The organism is Noviherbaspirillum album, assembly GCF_035916955.1.
Classification (GTDB): Bacteria; Pseudomonadota; Gammaproteobacteria; order Burkholderiales; family Burkholderiaceae_D; genus Noviherbaspirillum; species Noviherbaspirillum album.
In genome coordinates, this window is the sequence record NZ_JAWIIV010000003.1 from 125,231 (window position 1) to 144,967 (window position 19,737).

Here is a 19,737-nt window from a genome sequence, read left to right on the forward strand (position 1 = left end):
CCCGGTCCAGCTTTGCATCTGCACGGTGGCGCATGTCGCAGGCTGATGCAAAGTGCGGCAGCAGCCTCATGTGGGATTCGGCTCCGCTGTGATTGTTGGTTATTGCTGGACTTATCGCCTCGCTCGCGGCGACGTGTACGCGCCGGTCCCAGGACCGGCGTCATCGTTTCATCTCCTCTAAGATTTCCATCCGATACGGTCCACATGAATCCGGGCCGAGTCTTGCACCTCCGGAAATAATTGACCCAGATCAATGTTTTTGCGAGTGCCGCTCTCTATGCTGCGATACGTCTTCCGCTTGTCCCGGAAACGCTCATCAGCCATAGAGGGACGTTCCAATGCTACCCAGCCTGACCATCAAATCGCGCCTCATCTTCGTCGTCGCTTTCTTGTCCCTCATGTGCATCGCCGGAGGCGTGATCGGCTTGGGCAGCCTGTCGCTGGCCAATGCCGGCCTGGAAGACAATTATCGGCATCGGCTGCTGCCGGTCAGCCAGCTCGACCAGCTTGTCCGGCTGATGGAAAAGAACCGGATCGAACTGGCGGATGCCCTGGATGGCGAGCCGGCCGAAACAGGACGGCGGCTCGATGCGATCGGCAAGCGCATCGGCGAAATCGATGCGGCATGGAAGACGCTGTCGCTCGGCGTGAAGGAGCGACAGACGCCCGAAGAAGCGGCGCTGATGGAAGGATTCGAAGCTGCCCGCAAGCGATTCCTGGAACAGGGCCTGAACCCGGCCATCACCGCGCTGCGCGCCAGCGATGCCGCCACCGCGTCTCGCATCGTGCATGGCGGACTGGAAGGATTTGCCGCACCGGTCGACGAGGCGGTGTCGGCGCTCATGCGGCATCACCTGGAAGCAGCGCGGCTGGATTATGAACGCAATCAGCGCATTCACTACTGGGTCAAGATCTCGTGTGCGGCCGGCATCTTGCTTGCTGTACTGCTCGGCACCGTGATTTGCATCTGGCTGGTGCATGCCATTGCAAGGCCGCTTGCTTCCGCAGTCGATGTCGCGCGGCGGGTGGCCGCGGGCGATCTCAGCAATGACATCACCGTCAACACCAGCGACGAGACCGGTCAGCTGCTGCTGGCGCTGAAAGACATGAATGCCAGCCTCGTCGGCATCGTCCGCGAAGTCCGGAGCGGCACGGAAACCATTGCCACCGCATCGGGCCAGATTGCCACCGGCAACCAGGATCTGTCGGCGCGTACCGAGAGCCAGGCCAGCTCGCTGGAAGAGACCGCGTCGTCGATGGAGGAGCTGACCGCGACGGTGAAGCAGAATGCGGACAGCGCCGAGCAGGCCAACCGCCTGGCACTGTCGGCATCCGAAGTGGCGGTGAGAGGCGGCACGGTGGTGATGCAGGTGGTCGAAACCATGGGTTCCATCAATACCTCCGCACGGCGCATCGTCGACATCATCGGCGTCATCGACAGCATCGCGTTCCAGACCAATATTCTTGCGCTCAATGCCGCCGTGGAAGCCGCGCGGGCTGGCGAACAGGGCAGGGGCTTCGCCGTGGTGGCCACCGAAGTGAGGCAGCTTGCCCAGCGTTCGGCCGCCGCCGCCAAGGAAATCAAGACGCTGATCGACGATTCGGTGGAAAAAGTGGATGCAGGCGCGCGGCTGGTCGATGAAGCCGGCGCCACCATGCAGGAAATCGTGCAGAGCGTGCGCCGCGTCACCGACATCATGGGCGAGATTTCGGTGGCGAGCAAGGAACAGACCGACGGCATCCAGCAGGTCAACCAGGCTGTCAATCAGATGGACGAAGTAACGCAGCAGAATGCCGCCCTGGTCGAGGAAGCGGCGGCAGCAGCGGCGTCGCTGCAGGATCAGGCCGTCAGCCTGACCCGGGTGGTCGGCATCTTCAAGCTGGCAGGCGACCATGAGCAGGAGCACTCCCAGGGCCGGTTCCTTGGCCTTGAATCCAGCCTGCCGCAGGCCGCCATCGTCATGCCGACATCAGCACCGGTACGCGTGTCGCTTCCAGCACCGCGCGCGTGACCGCGCCCAGCATCAGTTCGCGGAACCGCATGTGGCCGTAAGCGCCCATCAGCAGCAGGTCGGAACCGCGGGTGTCGGCAAGGCCGATCAGCGCCTCGCCTACGGCGCCCTCCGGCTGCCGCTGCAAGACTTCCGCATGTATTCCATGGCGTGCCAGGTATTGCGCGAGGTCGCGGCCCGGCGACATTGACTGGCTGCGCGCATCGAAGCTGACGACCTCTACATGCTGGGCGCGCCGCAGCAGGGGAAGCGCGGAGGCAACGGCGCGAGCCGCTTCCATGCCGGCATCCCAGGCGATCAGCACGCGCGTGCCGATATTGTCGAAGCGGCCGGTATGCGGCACCACCAATACCGGCCGGGCCGAATTCAGTACCACGAACTGGGCGAAATCCGGCATGACGACCGGTGATCGCTCCTCCGGGTCGTTTTGTCCGATCACCACCAGGTCGGCATAGCGTGATTGCAGGCAAATGCCGCCGCCGGCCTCATCGTCGACCAGCCGCTTCTCGTACGAGGACAGCCCCAGCTTCTGCACGCTGGATTCGAAATCCTCAAGACCCTGCCGAGCGCGGTGACGCAGGAAATCAAGATGGGTACGCAGGTTGGGGTCGAGTTCGGCCAGCATGCGGGCCTGCACCAGGTAACGCGATGCACCGGTGGTCGCGGTGCCGATCAGGTGTGCCTGTTCCGTCATGGCGACTGCGGCGGCAATCTTGATGCGCTCACCAGCCGAGGCGGATTCATCGACATGCACCAGGATGGTTTTGTAAGACATGGCTTCATCGTTTGCCGTGGCACGAACGGCAACGCGGCTTGCTCTCGATGCCGCCACCTTAGCGTCAAACCATCGGGGCGTAGCATGCCGAATCGGTGCGGTTTGAGACGCATCAAGGCCTCGTCGATGGCCGCGCCCGGAACGGCGCAAAAGCCGGCTTGATTTCAGGAGCACCCACCATAGAATGAGAAGTATTGCGCCGCCAATGGAGTTCCCATGCGCTTGTCCAAGCTTTGCAGCCTTCGCATTCAGCACGCCTTTCGCCATTGCCTTGCACACAGGCAATCCAAGCCTTCCCAGCCTGACGGCGCTGCCGGCCGCGGAATGAGCCGCCGGTGACCGTCGCCTATTTCCGCTTCTATGCCGAGCTGAATAATTTTCTTGCGCCCTGGCAGCGCCAGCAGTGTTTCAGCCACGTCTGTTCGCGCGATGCGAGCGTCAAGCACATGATCGAGGCGCTCGGGGTTCCCCATACCGAGGTCGAGCTCATCCTGGTGGATGGCGTGTCGGTGGATTTCTCGCACAGGCTGCAGGATGGCGAACGGGTGAGTGTCTATCCGTCGTTTCACGACATCGATGTGACGCCTTTAACAAGGCTGCGCCCGGCGCCGCAGGGCGTCGACAGGTTCATCGCGGATGCGCACCTGGGCCAACTGGCGCGCAACCTGCGCATGCTCGGTTTCGATGTGCTCTACCGCAACGATTACAGTGATGCCGAAGTGGCGCGCATAGCCGCCAGCGAAGACAGGATCGTGCTCACGCGTGACCGCGACTTGCTGATACGAAAGGAAATCGTGCGCGGCTGTTACCTGCACTCGGTGGCTTGCGATTTGCAGATGGCCGAAGTGCTGAGCCGTTTCCGGCTGGCGGCCGCGGTCAATGCCTTCAGCCGCTGCCTCAACTGCAACGGCCTGCTGCAAAGCGTACCGAAGTCCGATGTGCAGGAACGCGTTCCCGACCACAGTCGAAAGGCATATGACCGCTTCTATGAGTGCCAGGGCTGCGCGCAGGTCTACTGGGAAGGTTCGCACGTCGCCAGGATGCGCCAGCGCGTGGCCCGGATGCTCGGCGAGGAAAGCGTCGCCGGGCAGGAAGACGGATCCGTGCGCAAATAAATGCGGCACCCCCCCGCGGGCAAGAGTTGCATGAAGGAAGAGCATCCTGCATTTTTCTGCTATAACGCGGCATCGGCAATCCATATCCTCCCGCGCATGAACAAACTCTACTCCACCGCCTGCGAACGCAACCGCGATCCCATCCTCCAGATATTGCGCGGCGTGCTTGCCAATGCCGGCCGCGTGCTGGAAATCGGCAGCGGCACTGGTCAGCATGCGGTCTACTTCGGTGCCGCGTTGCCGCACCTGAGCTGGCAGACCAGCGACCTTCCGCAGAACCATCCGAGCATACAGGCGTGGATTGCCGAGGCCGGCCTGTCCAACGTACTGCCGCCGATCGCGCTCGATACCGCCGCCGGCCCCTGGCCGCAGCAATCCTTCGACGCGGTATTCACCGCCAATACCTGCCACATCATGGCGTGGGATGAGGTGGTGGCAATGTTTGCCGGCATCGCGCGCGTGCTGCGGCCCGGCGGGGCCGTCTGCATCTACGGGCCCTTCAACTACGGCGGACGCTTCACCAGCGACAGCAATGCCCGGTTCGATGCCTCGCTGAGGGAACGTGCCGCGCACATGGGCCTGCGCGACTTCGAGGCGATGGATGCACTGGCGCGCGGACATGGCCTGGAATTGGCGGCCGACCATGCGATGCCGGCCAACAACCGCCTGCTCGTCTGGATCAAAACCGCCTGATGCTTCAGTGAATGTGCAGGTTCGCCTGCACGCGCAGCAGGTCGGTGAAATGTTCGGCCGATACCGGCTCGCTGAAGAAGAAGCCCTGCACGCTGTCGCAATCGTTGTCGCGCAGGAAGTCGAACTGCTGCTGGGTTTCCGCGCCTTCCGCGATCACGCTGCATTCGAGGCTGTGCGCGAGGTTGATGATGGCCTTGGTGATTGCCGCATCGCTGCGGCTGAAAGGCACGCCCTGCACGAAAGACTGGTCTATCTTCACGGCACGGATCGGGAACTGCTTCAGATAGGCCAATGACGAATAGCCGGCGCCGAAGTCGTCGATGGCCACGCTGACGCCGATGTCGCGCAGCGCGTTGAGCACCGCGATGGCCTTGTCCGGGTCTGCCATGACGGCGCTTTCCGCTATTTCGAGTTCGAGGTAGCGGGCCTCCAGCATGGTTTCGGCAAGGATATTGGTGATGTTGTCGATCAGCTTGTCGTCGCCGAGCTGGCGTGCCGACAGATTGACCGCCACTTTCATCCGTGCCGGATTGATCCTCTGCCATTCGCGGTTCTGCCGGCATGCGTTGCGGATCGCCCAGTAGCCGATGGAATGGATCAGGCCCACTTCTTCGGCCAAGCGGATGAAGCGCTGCGGGGGCACCGCGCCGAACACCGGGTGATTCCAGCGCAGCAGCGCCTCCATGCCGCTGATGCGGTTGCTCATCACATCCATCTTCGGCTGGTAGAGGATGAAAAGCTCGTTGTTCTCGATGGCCCGGCTGAGCGCGGTTTCCATCGCGATCCTTTCTTCCGCATGCCGGTTCATCTCAGGCGAGTAATAGCGATAGTTGTTGCGTCCCACCTGCTTGGCCTGGTACATCGCGGTGTCGGCGTGCTTGAGCAGCGTCTCCACGTCGGTGCCGTCGCTGGGATAGCTGCTGATGCCGATGCTGGTGCTCATGACCAGCGTCTCGTTGCCGATAACGAGCGGAGGGCGAAAAGCGGAGAGAATCTTTTCCGCGATCACATTGCCGCGATGCGGCTCGTCGACATTCTCCACCAGCACGACGAACTCATCGCCGCCGAGCCGCGCCACGGTATCGGATTCACGCAGGATGTTCTCCAGGCGCCTGGCCGCCTCCTTGAGCACGAGGTCGCCGGCGGCGTGTCCTAGCGTATCGTTGATCAGCTTGAAGCGATCGAGGTCGAGAAACAGGACCTCGACCGATCTTCCGGGCCGTTCCGCGATCGACAGCGCATGCTCCAGGCGCTGGTACAGCAGGATGCGGTTAGGCAGGCCGGTCAGCGAATCGTAATGCGCAAGGTATGCCATCTGCTGCGCGGTGCGCTTGCGCTCGGTGATGTCGCGGGCGATGAATAGCGACGCCGGCCTTCCGCGATACATGAACACCGAGGAATTGAGCTCCAGGTCCACAGCCACGCCGTCGAGTCGCCTGATGCCGAGCTCGGCCGGCCCCACGGCCTCGCCCTCCTGGACATGCTCGATGCGCTGCCGCACGGCGTCGTGGAACTGCGGCAGCAGGAATTCATACAGCGAACGGCCGATGATCTGGCTGGCATGCGACGCGCCGAAGAGGCAAACGGCCGCCTGGTTGGCCAGTACGAAACGGCCGTCCTGCTGCGCGAGGATGGCGTCGGGCGAGAGTTCGACGACAGTGCGGTAGCGTTCCTCCGCTTCCCGAAGGGAAACCTCGGCCTCCTTGATGTGGGTGATGTCCTGCACCGTGCCGAACATCTTTACCGCCCGGCCGTTCTCGTCCTTCTGCAACTGCCCGCGCCCGGCGACATTGCGCACGCTGCCGCCGGGCGGAATGATCCGGTATTCGAGGTAAAACGGCTGGCCGGTGTCGCGGCATGCCGCGATCGCACGGCCCATGGCTTCGCGGTCATCCGGGTGAATGAGCTGCCGGACGTTGTCGAGCGTTGAGGGAAACAGGTTCTTGCTGACCTTATACAACCGGTACAGTTCGTCCGACCAGGTAAATTCATTCGTTTCGAGATTCCAGTTCCAGCTGCCGATCTGGGCCAGCGACTGCGCTTCCGACAACTCGCTTTCGCTTTGCGCCAGCTCTCTCTCCACGTGCTTGCGCGCCTCGATGTCTTCCATCAGCGCATCGGTACGCTCGCGCACCCGCTGTTCCAGGCTATCGCGCTCGGCGCGCAAGGCTTTCTCGACCGCGGCATGCCGATAGACCAGGCTGGACAGCGCCAGGCCAGTGGTGCCGATCACGCAGATATAGACCATCAGCAGCATGAGCGAAGTCGCCACATCGGGGTTGACAAAGGGACTGAGGCCATCCGCGGTATGCCAGGCGGCGGCGGCGCAGATGATGGCGGTCGTCCAGTTGACGCTGGCGAAATTGAACCGGAACGCCGCCCACAGCAAAAAGGGAATCGGCAGGTAGACGATCGGCTTGAACGGCAACAGGCCGGCGAATGCGATCTGGGTCGCGGTCAGCAGCAGGGCCAGGAACAGGCCGGCTTCCAGCAGTTTCAAGCGGGGCCAGGACTGGCCGCGGGCGAAGTTGAGCGACATCAGCAAAGGCACGCCGACGATCATGCCGGTTGCGTTCCCCATCAGCCAGGTCAGCCAGGTAAGGGCAGCCTGGTCCGGCGCGCCGGACTGCTCAGGATAAGCGATGCTCATCGCCGCCGTCCCGAATGTCGCGCCGATGACGGAACACAGCACTGCGATGCCGACAAAGCGAAAGATCGGTCCCTGATGGATGAATCCCCGGCGAGACGGATAAAAGCGATCGATCAGATACACGACCGTGCAAGCTTCCAGCGTGGCGCCGATGCCGATCGCCAGCGACGAAATCAGCGGAATGCCGGACGACAGTACGGTGCTGAGGATGGCGCCGATCAGGACGCCCGGGGCGATCCGGTAACCCAGCCGCAGAATCGCGCAGACTGCCAGCGCCGCCGGCGGCCACAGGGGGCTGACCATGCCCGGAAGCATGCCGAAGCTGAAGGAAAGAAGGCAGCTCAGGTAATACAGCAGGGTGAATGCGACAAACGCGGAGAGGCAGGGCATCCCGGCCGTCCATCGGCCCGGCGAGGGATTTTGGCTCGCATGACTTTTCAGAAATCTGAACAAGTTCATCTGAGGCCTTCGCAGTTGAAGCGATGAGGAAGTCGAGCGCGTCGTTGCACAACCAGCCTGTTCAATATGCCATTTCTTTTTACTTATTCTGTTGAATTGGCGCAAACGGCAAGAGAACCGTCCTGCAAGCTATGACGCCGTTCGAGACTATTGGTTTCTGGGCTTCGAAACCACATCGATTTCCATGTTGACCTACGCATCGACTTCCCATTCCGGCGAATGCCGGCAGCACGTGCGCAAGCGGCTTTCATGCAACATCGCGGAAGATCATGCGTCACGTTCCTTGATGCATAAAATGCAATTAATTTGAGATTTGTCAAACTCTTGAGATATAGTTTCGTAACAGAAACACAGGGCTGAAATCCGGCGAAAACCTGGCAAAAGTCCGGCGGAAGTAGGGCGATGGTCGCACGGTCGCACGATAACGACGCCGGATTCTTTCGCAGACGCTTGCCGGCTTTACATCACCAGACTTTTCCTGACAAGCGCACTATGACATCTCCCACACTTCGCCTCATCGCCGGCGCGGCATTGACCACCCTTGCGCTGGCCTGTCACTCGGCGGAGGACGATGCCATAGGACGCTTCGAAATCAATCGCTTCGAGGTGGCCGGCAATACGCTGCTGGCCAAGGTGCAGATTGATCGCGTCCTGGCGCCCTATACCGGAAAAAGCCGCAGCTTCGGCGACGTCCAGCAGGCGCTCGAGGCGCTGGAAGCGGCATATCACGGGATCGGTTATCACGTCGTTCAGGTCGCCTTGCCGGAACAGGAACTCAACCAGGGTGTGGTGAAGCTGCAGGTGATAGAAACCAGGCTGGGGAAAATTCGCGTCGAGGGCAGCTTGCACCACGATGAAGCAAATATCCGGCGCAGCGTGCCCGAGTTGCGTGAAGGCGTCCCCCCCGATCTCGGGCGGATATCGTCCAGCCTCAAGCTAGCCAATGAAAACCCCAGCAAGAAAACCACGCTGCAGCTGCAAAGCGGCGAGCGCGACGATGAAATCGATGCGCTGCTCAAGGTCAGCGATGAAAAGCCATGGCGCGTCGCCGCCATGATCGACAACAGCGGCAACAGGACCACGGGCCAGACGCAGCTGACCACGCAGCTGCAGTATGCCAACGTCGCCAACGCCGACCATGTGCTCAGCCTGCAATACACCACCACGGTACAGAAGCCGAGCCAGGTCAGCGTGTACGGCGTCGGCTACCACATTCCCTTTTACTCGCTCGGCGATTCGATGGACCTGTTCGCCAGCTATTCCGATGTCGACTCCGGGTCGGTGCTGGCCGGCATCGTCAACCTGCAGGTCAGCGGCCGGGGCACGATACTCGGCGCCCGCTACAACCAGAACCTGCGCCGCGCGGGCGATTATGAATCCCGCCTGAGCTACGGTCTCGACCACCGGGAGTACCGCAACAACGTGCTGGTTCAGGGCACGCAGCTCGGCAACGATGTGACCGTCCATCCGCTCAGCGTCACCTACGGCGGCACCTGGACGCTGGCGCAATCCGAATTCAATTTCAACGTCACCGGGATGCGCAACCTGCCCGGCGGGGAGCGCGGTACGCAGGCCGACTTCGATCGGGTGCGGGCAGGCGCGCGTGCGGCCTACACCATCCTGCGCTACAACGCCAACTATGTGCGCGCATTGCCGGGCGACTGGCAGCTGCGGCTCGGCTTCACTGGCCAGCAGACCGGCGATGCCCTGGTGCCCGGCGAGCAGTTCGGCGCGGGCGGCGCGACCACGGTGCGCGGCTTCAACGAACGCGACCTGTCCAACGACCGCGGCCAGCTGATCAATGCCGAGCTGTACACCGCTAACCTGTGCACCGGAATGACGGCGATCGCGGCGCAATGCCGGGCGCTGGCCTTCTACGATGCCGCCCAGGTCCGCCGCAACGATGCTCTGCCCGGCGAGCAGGACAATGCATCGATTGCCAGCGTCGGACTCGGCATGCGCATGGCCGTGGGCAAAAGCATGACCATGCAGCTCGACTACGGACGTGTGGTCAACGCAGGCGTGACGCAGGCCAGGGGCGATAGCCGGGTGCATGTCCGGATCGGCCTGACATACTGAAGAATGAAGGAAGCTGAGGAACACATGAGAAGCCAAGCCAGAACCAGCGGCGGGAAGGATGCGATCGCTTTCCGCGGCATGAAGCGCCGCCTCCTGCCCATGCTGATCGCGGGCTGCTGCCTGCCTTCACTCTCGACGGGCAATCCGCTAGGCGCGCAAGTCGTCAACGGACAGGCAGTCTTCAGCCAGCAGGGCAACCTGCTGTCGATCACCAATACGCCCGGCGCCATCATCAACTGGCAGAGCTTCTCGATCAATCCCGGCGAAATCACCCGCTTCATCCAGCAGAACCCGAACAGCAGCGTCCTCAACCGCATCGTCGGCCAGGACCCGTCGCAGATCCTCGGCGCCCTGCAATCGAACGGCCGGGTTTTTCTCGTCAATCCCAACGGCATCCTGTTCGGCAAGGATGCGCGCATCGACGTCAACGGCCTGATCGCCTCCACGCTGGCAATCAGCAACGAAGATTTCATCAATGGACGGATGAACTTCAAGGCTGGCGACCGTGCGGCCGGCTTGAAGAACCAGGGCGCCATCACGACACCGGCGGGCGGCAAGGTCTACCTGATTGCGCCGAACGTGGAAAACAGCGGCATCATCAACTCGCCCAATGGCGAGGTACTGCTCGCCGCCGGCCATACTGTGCAGCTGGTGGATTCGCTCGATCCGAACATGCAGGTCGTGCTGAGCGCGCCGGAACACGAGGCGCTCAACCTGGGGCAGGTGATTGCCCAGGCCGGCAGGACGGGCATGATGGGTGCGCTGGTGAAGCAGCGCGGCATCGTCAATGCGGACAGCGCAGTGATCGGCGAGAACGGCAAGGTGGTGTTCAAGGCAAGCCGGGATGCCTTGCTGGAAGCTGGAAGCCGCACCAGCGCGCGCGGCGCGGGCAAGGGCGGTGAAATCCAGGTGCTGGGCGAACGAGTCGCCATCAATGGCGACGCGCAAGTCAATGCCGATGGCAGTCAGGGCGGAGGCAGCGTGCTCGTCGGTGGTGATTACCTCGGTAAAAATCCGTCCATCATGAACTCCAGGCACAGCTTCGTCGGCGAGGATGCCGTCATCAGCGCCAGTGCCACGGATGCCGGAGACGGCGGCAAGGTCATCGTCTGGTCCGACGGCGCGACCGGCGTCTATGGCAGCATCGCGGCCGAGGGCGGTCCGCAGTCCGGCAACGGCGGCTTTGTCGAAACCTCGGGCGCAAAGCTGAGCGTAGCGGGCGCGCGCATTTCCACGTCGGCCCCGAAGGGAAATGCCGGTAGCTGGCTGCTGGATCCCACCGACTTGAACGTAGTCAGCACCCTGACCTCCGCCGGCAGCACGGACACGGCGGATTTCGATGCATCATCGAACAATGATGCCGGCGAAGTCCAGGTGTCGGCGATCAACTCGGCTACCGGAAGTGTCACGCTTACCGCCACCAACAACATTACGGTGAGCAGCGCGATTTCTCGTGCGAGCACCAATCAGGCACTGACGCTGCAAGCCGGCAACAACATTGCAATCAACAACAGCATTGATACCAACGGCGGAAGCCTTGACCTGCGGGCCGGTGGCGGTATCACGCAAAATTCTGCAAGCGTAATCACTGCGAATCAGCTCACGGCAACGGCGACGGCGGGCAGTATTGCGATGGCCGGGTCCAACGCGGTCGGCAGTTTCACCGGATCTGCGGCTACGTCGCTCGACTTCAAGAATGGCGCGACTGATCTTGCGGTGCAGGGGCTCGCCGCAGGCGCTAATGCAGCGGCGAACGTTAAGTCAGGCTCAAGACTGACAGTTAATGGCATGAGTCCATGGTCGGGAAGTGGTAGCAGGACGCTGGCGGCACAGGGAGACTTGGTATTCAACGCCAGCCTTGCCGCCGCGGGCAATACCGGAAGCACATTCAAGCTGCTTGCCGTCGGCAATGTAAACATCAATTCGGTTATTAATTCCGGGAGTGCTCACACGACGATCATCGGCGGCTGGGATGGAGTGGATGCAAGCCCGCAAATCAGCTCCAGCACTGCAAGCAGCATCAACTTCGGATCGGGCTCCGCACTGCGCAGCTCCGCCACGGCCATCTACAAGGCGGGCTCGGGCGGCATTGCGACGACCGGTGCCGGCGGGGGCGCTTTTGGGGAATTCATCGCGAGCCCCTACGTTGCCCTGTATTCGAAGGGCGGCATTTCCGTCGGCAAGCTGGATGGCTTCCTGATGGCGAAAGCCGGTGGCGATATTTCAATTGCCGACTCGGGCGCATTCACTCTCGCAAATGATACGGCCTACGATCCGCTGGTTTCGGCCGGCGTATCCACCAGCAGCGGCAATATCACGATCAAGGCAGCCGGCGGCGCGCTCAGCAGCATTGATGCCCCCGTTTCCGCAACTGGAACCGTAACGATCAACTCCGACAAGCTCAAAGTCAATGCGGCTGTAAGCGGAACGAAAGTTGTGCTGGCGCCGGTCACCTCGAACACTACGATCGAAGTCGCCACGACCAATACGGTAAAAGAAGACCCGGGCATGCGATTGACCGTAGCCGAACTGAACAGGGTCAATGCCGGCATCCTCGCTATCGGCGACACATCCAGCGGCGCCCTTGCAATCCAGGGACAATTGTTGGGCGGGACGGGTGGGGCGCTTCAACATGTCACCGCAGGCCTGAGCCTGTATTCCGGCGGAGCAGTCACGCAAACCCCCGGCAGCACGATCGATGGCGGATTCAAGGTGCAGGCGACAGGCAGCAGCGTCACGCTGACCGAAAATAACTCGACGGGTGTCATAGCCGGTGCTGCCAGCAGCGGCGACTTCAAATACCGCTCGATCAACGGGATATCTGCGCAAACCATTGACGGTGTTGCCGGCATTTCCGCGCCCAGTGGAAAAACCGTTCAACTGGTCTCCACCCATGCAACGGCTGGCATCGGACAGAGCAGCCGCATCATCGGTGGCTTGCTCGAGCTCGAAACACCCGGGCCGGTCATGCTGAGCAATTCCGCAAACAGCGTTGAAAAGGTGAGCGCCGCGCTGAATCCTAACGGTACCGGAACCGGCTCCTTTTCGTTGACAAACGGATTCTCCGACGGTTGGGAGGTATCAGGTATCACGACCAAGAACCAGGCGATTACCCTGCAGTCCTATCAAGGCAGGGCAAGCATTGCCGGAAACGTGGATGCCGGAACCGGAACGGTGAACGTGACCTCACCCAATCTGCATATCGGCGGAAGTTCCAGCATCACGGGCAGCAACGTCACGCTGACCGCCAGCGACGGCGATGGGAAGATTACCCAGCTGGCCGGCAGCACGGTGACCGGCACTACCGGCCTGCATCTTTCAGCGGATGACCTTGAGATTGCCGGCACGCTGGTCGGTGGTTCAGGTGGGTCGACGCAAGTGAGCTTCTCCACAAGGACATCGGACCGCACAATGGAAATTGCAGGTGCCGCATCGACGCCTGGCGCCTTGAGCATCACGCAATCCATTCTCGCCAAAGTCAATCCCACAGGCTTTAATGCCGGATCGATCGTATTCCGCAGCGAGGGCGGCGCCGTGAATTTCAAGGGGAACTACACCAGTCCCGGCAGCGGCGGCGCATATACCAATATCTATGCGGGTTCGATAGGACAGGATGGCGGCACCTCGATCAGCGGTGGACTGCATGCTGCCGCGAGCGTCGGGTCCATCGATTTGCAGGAGGCAAACGCAATTACCAACCTGGGCTCGCTGATTTCGTCGGGTTCGGCGGGTTACGTGAAGATCAAGACCGGTGTGCCGAACCTGAGCATTTTCGGCGCCATTTCTGCCGGCAGCAGCGGACTGGAAATTACCAATACCGCCGGCGGCATTTCAGTAGGCAGTGCTCAAATTGCCAGCGCCGGCAGCGCCTTGCTTCACTCCAAGGGTAACCTGGTCATCTCGGGTTCAAGCGCGGATGCGTTCGTAAAAGCCGTTTCGGGAGTTCATCTTAACGTAGAAGGCGACCTGGATTTCTACCAGTCGGCCAGCAACAAATCTTATGTCGCATCGCTGTCGTCCGCGCCGGTCAATCTGACATTCGGTAACGCGACCGGCAAGATCAACTACAACTCGGTCAAGGCCACCACGACCACATCGGGCAACAATGGTTTCTTCTCGAGCGGCGTGCCCGGGTCGGGTGGAAACCCGGCCGTGCTGGGTACGACATTGGTCATTACAGGCGGCAATGCAGGAACGCTAACAACCGTTCCAACGACTACCGCTCCGCCCGCGACACCAACGCCGCCTTCAGCGCCGGTACCTAGCCTTGACGCGTGCATTGCGAATCCGGCCCAGACAGGATGCGCATCCGTTCTGCCGACATTCAGCCAATGCACCAGCGCTCCTGCCACCGCGGGATGTTCCGTCGTGCTGCCGACGCTGGACCAATGTTCAAGCTCTCCGGCACTGGCAGGCTGCAGCGCGGTGCTCCCGACGCTGAGCCAATGTACCAGCACGCCATCGGCCGCAGGCTGCTCCGTTGTGTTGCCGACACTCGCCGCGTGTACAGTCGCACCGTCCACGGCAGGTTGCGGCGTGGTACTTCCGACGCTGAGCCAATGTGCGAGCACACCATCGGCTGCCGGCTGCTCCGCCGTGCTGCCTACACTTGCCGCCTGCATCACCACACCGGCGGCAGCGGGCTGCAGCGTGGTGTTGCCGACACTGAGCCAATGCATCAGCACGCCTGGCGCCACCGGTTGCTCGGTCGTGCTGCCTGCACTTGCCACCTGTACAACCACACCGACGGCAACAGGCTGCAGCGTAGTACTGCCGACCCTGAACCAATGCATCGGCACGCCGGCCGCTGCCGGTTGCTCTGCCGTCCTGCCCACGCTCACCGCCTGTACGAGCGTGCCAGCGACTGCCGGTTGCAACGTGGTACTGCCAACCCTTAGCCAATGCACCAGCACGCCGGGTGCCGCCGGCTGTAACGTGGTACTGCCCACACTTGCCGTTTGCACAACCGCGCCGACAACGGCAGGCTGCACCGCCGTGCTGCCGACGCTGGCGCAGTGCGTCGCCACGCCATCGCTTTCCGGCTGTTCGGTGGTGGTGCCGATCGCCAGCAAGTGCACGGTCGATCCGGCCGCCGTGGGTTGCTCGACAGTGCTGCCGAGCGTTACTCCTCAGGCACGTCCGATCGTGAGCGAAACGATCGCTTCCACATCGAGCACGATCCTGTCCATGATTTCGTTCACCGGGGAATCCTCGACCGTGACGCGACAGGCGCAGTCAGAGAAGACTTCCATCTCCGGCACCGGCAGCGGCGGCGGCAATACTGACGAAGCAAAGAGCAGCAGGAAAACCGCATCCGGTGCGCAAGACAATGGAGTACTGAAAAATGAACCTGCCAAGAAGCTCTACTGCAACTAAGACAGCCACAATTGCCAGGGCGCTGGTGTTCCTTGGCACGCTGTCGGGGACGGCCCTGGCGCTCGCGGCCCAGGCCGCCGGCACGGTGGTCAACCTGAGCGGACCGCTGCTCGCCAAGAAAGCCGATGGTACGGTAAAGGTGCTGTCGGTGAAATCGGCGGTGGAGGAGGGCGACACGCTGATCGCCGAGAAAGATACCTATGCGCGCATCAGGTTCGCCGACAACAGCGAGATTACGCTGCGCCCCGGCACGCAACTGAAGATAGACAGCTTCAGCTTCGATGAAGACAAGCCTGAAAAGGATAGCGCGGCCTTCAACCTCGTCAAGGGCGGATTGCGCGCGGTGACGGGCACGCTCGGCAAGCGCAGCAAGGAACGCTTCGGCATGAATACGCCGACCGCCACCATCGGCATTCGCGGCACCATCTTCATTGCCGAATATGTACCGCCGCAGCCCGGGCAGCCGGAGGTCGCGTCGTATGCATTCGCCAGCATGGCGGCCCTAGATCGGCCGTATGCCGATGGGCACACAGTGACGGATGCGCCGTGGGCCGTTGCACCGCTGGAAATGCTGCCGCCGCTGCAGCTGGCGCAGGCAGGCGGCCCGGCGCCTGGCATCGCCGGCGGAAGGCCGCCCGGTTTGTATGTGCAGGTGCTCGACGGGATGATCAACCTGAGCAACCAGGGCGGTTCGCAGAACTTCCTGAGCGGGCAATTCGGCTATTCGGCAAATCGGACGATGCCGCCGATCATCCTGCCGAACAATCCCGGCATGCAGTTCACGCCGCCGCCGGTATTCAATTCGAGCATCGCGCCGCAGGCCAGCGGCAATGCAGCTTCCGGCAACGGCGGCGAGGTCGATTGCGAAGTGCGCTGAGCGGACTGGCCGGCACAAGGCAGCAATGCCGCGGCAGGACCGCGGCATTGTTTTTCAGGGGGTAGCGCGAGGCACGCCTTGCAAGCCCCGCATGCGTTGCCCGCGGCCTATTTGATGCACACCGCCCGTACCTGCTTGATGTCGGTGATGCCCGACAGGATTTTCTCGATGCCATCCATCTTGAGCGTCAGCATGCCGTCTTCCAGCGCGGCTGCCAGCATCAGCGCGACCCGGCTGTGCTCCTGGATCAGGCGCTTCAGCTTGTCGGTGCCAAGCATCAGTTCATGCAGGCCGACCCGGCCCTTGTAACCGCCGCTGCACTGGTCGCAGCCGACCGCGCGATAAAGCCGGAACTTGCCGCTGCCATCGGCATAGTGTTTCGTCCAGTGCTGCAGCACCGCCTGCTGGCCCGCCTGCGGATCCTTGAAGGCCTCGGTATTGCGCAGCTCTTCGCAGTATTCGGCGAGCAGCAGCCGCAGTTCCTCGGCGTTCGGCTCATAGGCCTGCTTGCAGTGCGAGCACAGGCGCTTGGCCAGGCGCTGGGCCAGCACGCCGAGCAGGGCGTCGGCGAAGTTGAACGGGTCCATGCCCATGTCGAGCAGCCGCACGATGGATTCCGGCGCGCTGTTGGTGTGCAGCGTGGCGAATACCAGGTGGCCGGTGAGCGAGGCTTCGATGCCCATGGCTACGGTTTCCTTGTCGCGCATTTCACCAACCATGATCACGTCCGGGTCGGCGCGCAGGAAGGCCCGCATCGCCGTGGCGAAATCGAGGCCGCTCTTGCGGTTGACCTGTACCTGGCGCAAGCCCTTCTGGGTGATCTCGACCGGGTCTTCCGCGGTCCAGATCTTGGTTTCGGGAGTGTTGAGGTGATTGAGCACCGAATGCAGCGTGGTGGTCTTGCCCGAGCCGGTCGGGCCGCAGACGAAAAACAGCCCGTAGGGCTTGCTGATGGCGCTGCGCAGCCGGTCGAGGTTGTGCGGCAGCACGCCCAGCTTGTCGAGCGGGATGGGTTCGCCCGCCGCCAGGATGCGCATCACGATGTCCTCGACGCCCCCCGCGGAGGGAATGGTGGCGACGCGCAGCTCGATGTCGAGCGGGCTGAACTTCTTGAACTTGATCTTGCCGTCCTGCGGCTTGCGGCGCTCCGAGATGTCGAGATCGCACATGATCTTGATGCGCGCGGCGAGGGCATTGCGGTAGCTGGCGGGAATCTCGATGTAGGGCTCCAGCGTGCCATCCTTGCGGAAGCGGATAAGCGTCTTTTCCTTGCCGGGGCGCGGCTCGATGTGAATGTCGGACGCGCCCTGGCGGTAGGCGTCGACGATGACCTTGTTGACCAGCTTGACCAGCTCGTTCTCGGCCGCCGCCGAGAGTTCTGCTTCCGACAGCTCCGGGGTGTCATCGTCGTCGGCATCCAGCCCGGACAGCAGGTCCCCGACGGAGGCAAGGTCGCCTTCGCCGCCGAAGAACAGGTCGATGGTCTGCCTGAATTCGATATTGGTGGTCACGCGATAAACCAGACGCGCCTTGGGAAACACGTTGTTGACGATGCGCGCGTTGCGCACGTGTTCGGGATCGGTGGCCAGGATGACCATGCCTTCCGGTCCGTCCTCGATCGGTATCCACTGGTTCTGCTCGACGAATTCCCGCTTCAGATGTTTCAGCAGGTCCACCGGCTTGACCCGGTCGGCCCGGAACCCCTCGTAAGGGACGCCGAAGAATTTCGACAAGGACTGGCCGATGGCGGCGGGCTTCACCTGGAAATCCCTGATCAGGACGTCTTCGACATTGTCGCTCTTGCGGCGCGCCGAACGCGTCGCCAGTTCTAGCTCGCCCGCGGCGAGCACCGCTTCTGCCACCAGCGCGCCGTACTTGGACCGGATCACCGGAGCCGGCTTGAGGCGTTGGGTATAGGCGATGGCCAGCGTCTTGCACAATTCCCTGAGGCCTTCTTCGGCTACCTGGGAAAAAGCGGCGCCGCTGCGGTTGTTGATCAGCTGGACGGCGCCGAGCAGATGATTGCCCTTCTGGTCGATCAGTGGCGCCACCAGCATCTGCCGAGTGCGGTATCCGGTCTGCTGGTCGACGCCGCGCTGGAAATGCAGGTCCGGCGAGAGCGCCTTCAGTTCGGCATCGTCGTAGACGTCGCGCAGGTTGATCACGCGCCGCGACATCGCCGCATAGCCGGCGATGCTTTGCGAGGAAATCGGCAGCTGGAAATCGCGGAAGGAGTTGAGCCCGGTCTTCACCTTGGATACGATGCAGCTCTTGTCTTCGCTCAGCACGTACAGCGTGAGCCGGTCGCTGTCGAACAGGTCGCAGATGTCCTGCGACAGGTCCAGCATGATCTCATCGAGATTGTTCGTTGCGTGAATCTTGTTGGTGACGGCCTGCAGCTTCTTGAAGAAGTTGAGCCGGACATTCATCTCGTCCGGTGCGTCTGTTTTGGGTGTGCCGAGAACCGCGCTCATGTGGTCCTGCTTTTCAGTTGTATTTCAAAATTGACAAACTCCGCCACCGGACCGAAGACTTGCGTTCCTTGCAACATGTCCGGTTCGAACGGGCCGTCGTGCAAGACGTCATCATAAAGGATGACGTTGCTGAAATGTATCACCCACGCAAGCAGATTTTCCGCGCGCCGGCATATGGTGACTAAAAAGCCGCAATCAAGCTGTTTCAGTCTACAATCGTTCGAAAAAGCAAAGGGGGGCGGCAGTTCCGGGTGACGGCGGCAAGACGTCGCGCGCCGGTGCGCCGGCCGGAACCGCGGATGTGCCGCATAAAATCATTTCGCCCGGGCGTGCCGGGCATTGCGCGATGAAGCTTCAAGTACTCGGATGTGCGGGCGGCATCGGTGGTCGCGAGCGATTGACCACCAGCCTGCTCGTCGATGACACCATTCTGCTGGATGCGGGCACCGGCCTGACCAGCCTCGACGTCGAGAAGCTGGCCCGCATCGACCATGTGTTCATCACGCACAGCCATCTCGATCATGTCGCCGGGCTCGCGCTGCTGGTGGACGCGGTGCAGGGGCGCAGGTCCACGCCCGTGACCGTCCATGCGACTGAAAGAATCGTCAGCTCGCTGCAGCGCCACCTGTTCAACTGGGTGCTGTGGCCAGATTTCGCCATGATCCCCGACAAGGCCAGTCCTTCCATGCAATGGAGCGTCATCGAGCACGGCGCCACCGTGCAGATCAACGGATGCAGCCTGACCTCGCACGCGGTCAACCATACCGTCGGTTCCGCTGCCTACCTGGTCCAGAACGAACGCTCGGGTTTTCTGTTCACCGGCGACATGGCGTCCACCCCGGCATTGTGGGAAGCGATGCGGGAAGAGACGCGCCTGTCCAAGATCATCGTCGACTGTTCGTTCTCCGATGCCGACATGGAGCTGGCGGCACGTTCGATGCACTTCTGTCCTAGCTCGCTGATAGAAGACATCCATGCAGTCCCGGATGCGGTCGAGTTCCTGATCTATCATCTCAAGCCCGGCCAGGAAGACCTGATCATGCAGCAGCTGGAAACCAACGGACGCGGACGCGCATTCAGGGCGCTCAAGTGCGGGGACGTATTCGAATTCTGACCATCTGACTATCTGACCGTTCTCCGGCTGTTTCGCGCAGCACGCCTGGAACGGTCCGCGCAAACGGAAGACAGCCATGCCGCCGGCGCACGATGCCCCGCGCACCGGAAACG

The 19,737-nt window shown here is 62.1% G+C and carries 10 protein-coding genes; 7 read left to right on the forward strand and 3 right to left on the reverse strand.

All coding sequences use genetic code 11. From position 1 onward, the window contains the following. The first annotated feature begins 338 nt into the window (after window positions 1–338). Window positions 339–2,012, forward strand: coding sequence for a methyl-accepting chemotaxis protein (locus RY831_RS05465; protein ID WP_326505313.1), 1,674 nt, complete (start codon window positions 339–341; stop codon window positions 2,010–2,012). Here RY831_RS05465 and RY831_RS05470 read toward each other — a convergent pair. Further along, window positions 1,960–2,787, reverse strand: coding sequence for a universal stress protein (locus RY831_RS05470; RefSeq protein ID WP_326505314.1), 828 nt, complete (start codon window positions 2,785–2,787; stop codon window positions 1,960–1,962). The genes RY831_RS05465 and RY831_RS05470 overlap by 53 nt on opposite strands. Before the next feature lie 335 nt (window positions 2,788–3,122). Here RY831_RS05470 and RY831_RS05475 point away from each other — a divergent pair, with 335 nt between their 5' ends. Both RY831_RS05475 and RY831_RS05480 read left to right on the forward strand, forming a co-directional pair. Beyond that, window positions 3,123–3,902, forward strand: coding sequence for a Mut7-C RNAse domain-containing protein (locus tag RY831_RS05475; RefSeq protein WP_326505315.1), 780 nt, complete (start codon window positions 3,123–3,125; stop codon window positions 3,900–3,902). Window positions 3,903–3,998: 96 nt separating this feature from the next. After that, a complete protein-coding gene (locus tag RY831_RS05480; RefSeq protein WP_326505316.1) occupies window positions 3,999–4,595 on the forward strand; it encodes a DUF938 domain-containing protein in 597 nt (198 codons plus the stop codon). 4 nt (window positions 4,596–4,599) lie between these two features. Here RY831_RS05480 and RY831_RS05485 read toward each other — a convergent pair whose 3' ends face one another. Continuing rightward, entirely contained in the window at window positions 4,600–7,635 is a 3,036-nt protein-coding gene (locus RY831_RS05485; protein WP_326505317.1) for a bifunctional diguanylate cyclase/phosphodiesterase, read from the reverse strand. A 561-nt stretch (window positions 7,636–8,196) separates the two neighbouring features. Here RY831_RS05485 and RY831_RS05490 point away from each other — a divergent pair. Genes RY831_RS05490 through RY831_RS05500 form a run of 3 tightly spaced genes read left to right on the forward strand, consistent with a single transcriptional unit; the run spans window position 8,197 to window position 16,036 of the window. Continuing rightward, window positions 8,197–9,783: a ShlB/FhaC/HecB family hemolysin secretion/activation protein gene (locus RY831_RS05490; RefSeq protein ID WP_326505318.1), complete on the forward strand. Its 1,587-nt coding sequence runs from the start codon at window positions 8,197–8,199 to the stop codon at window positions 9,781–9,783. A gap of 24 nt (window positions 9,784–9,807) precedes the next feature. Continuing rightward, a complete protein-coding gene (locus RY831_RS05495) occupies window positions 9,808–15,159 on the forward strand; it encodes a beta strand repeat-containing protein (protein ID WP_326505319.1) in 5,352 nt (1,783 codons plus the stop codon). Continuing rightward, window positions 15,128–16,036: a FecR family protein gene (locus RY831_RS05500; protein WP_326505320.1), complete on the forward strand. Its 909-nt coding sequence runs from the start codon at window positions 15,128–15,130 to the stop codon at window positions 16,034–16,036. The genes RY831_RS05495 and RY831_RS05500 overlap by 32 nt, the downstream gene beginning before the upstream one ends. Before the next feature lie 107 nt (window positions 16,037–16,143). Here RY831_RS05500 and RY831_RS05505 read toward each other — a convergent pair whose 3' ends face one another. Beyond that, a complete protein-coding gene (locus RY831_RS05505) occupies window positions 16,144–18,510 on the reverse strand; it encodes a GspE/PulE family protein (protein WP_326505321.1) in 2,367 nt (788 codons plus the stop codon). 346 nt (window positions 18,511–18,856) lie between these two features. On the opposite strand from RY831_RS05505, the gene RY831_RS05510 reads away from it, so the two are divergent. Continuing rightward, complete coding sequence (locus RY831_RS05510) at window positions 18,857–19,624, forward strand: 3',5'-cyclic-nucleotide phosphodiesterase (RefSeq protein WP_326505322.1); 768 nt, start codon at window positions 18,857–18,859, stop codon at window positions 19,622–19,624. Window positions 19,625–19,737 lie beyond the last annotated feature (113 nt).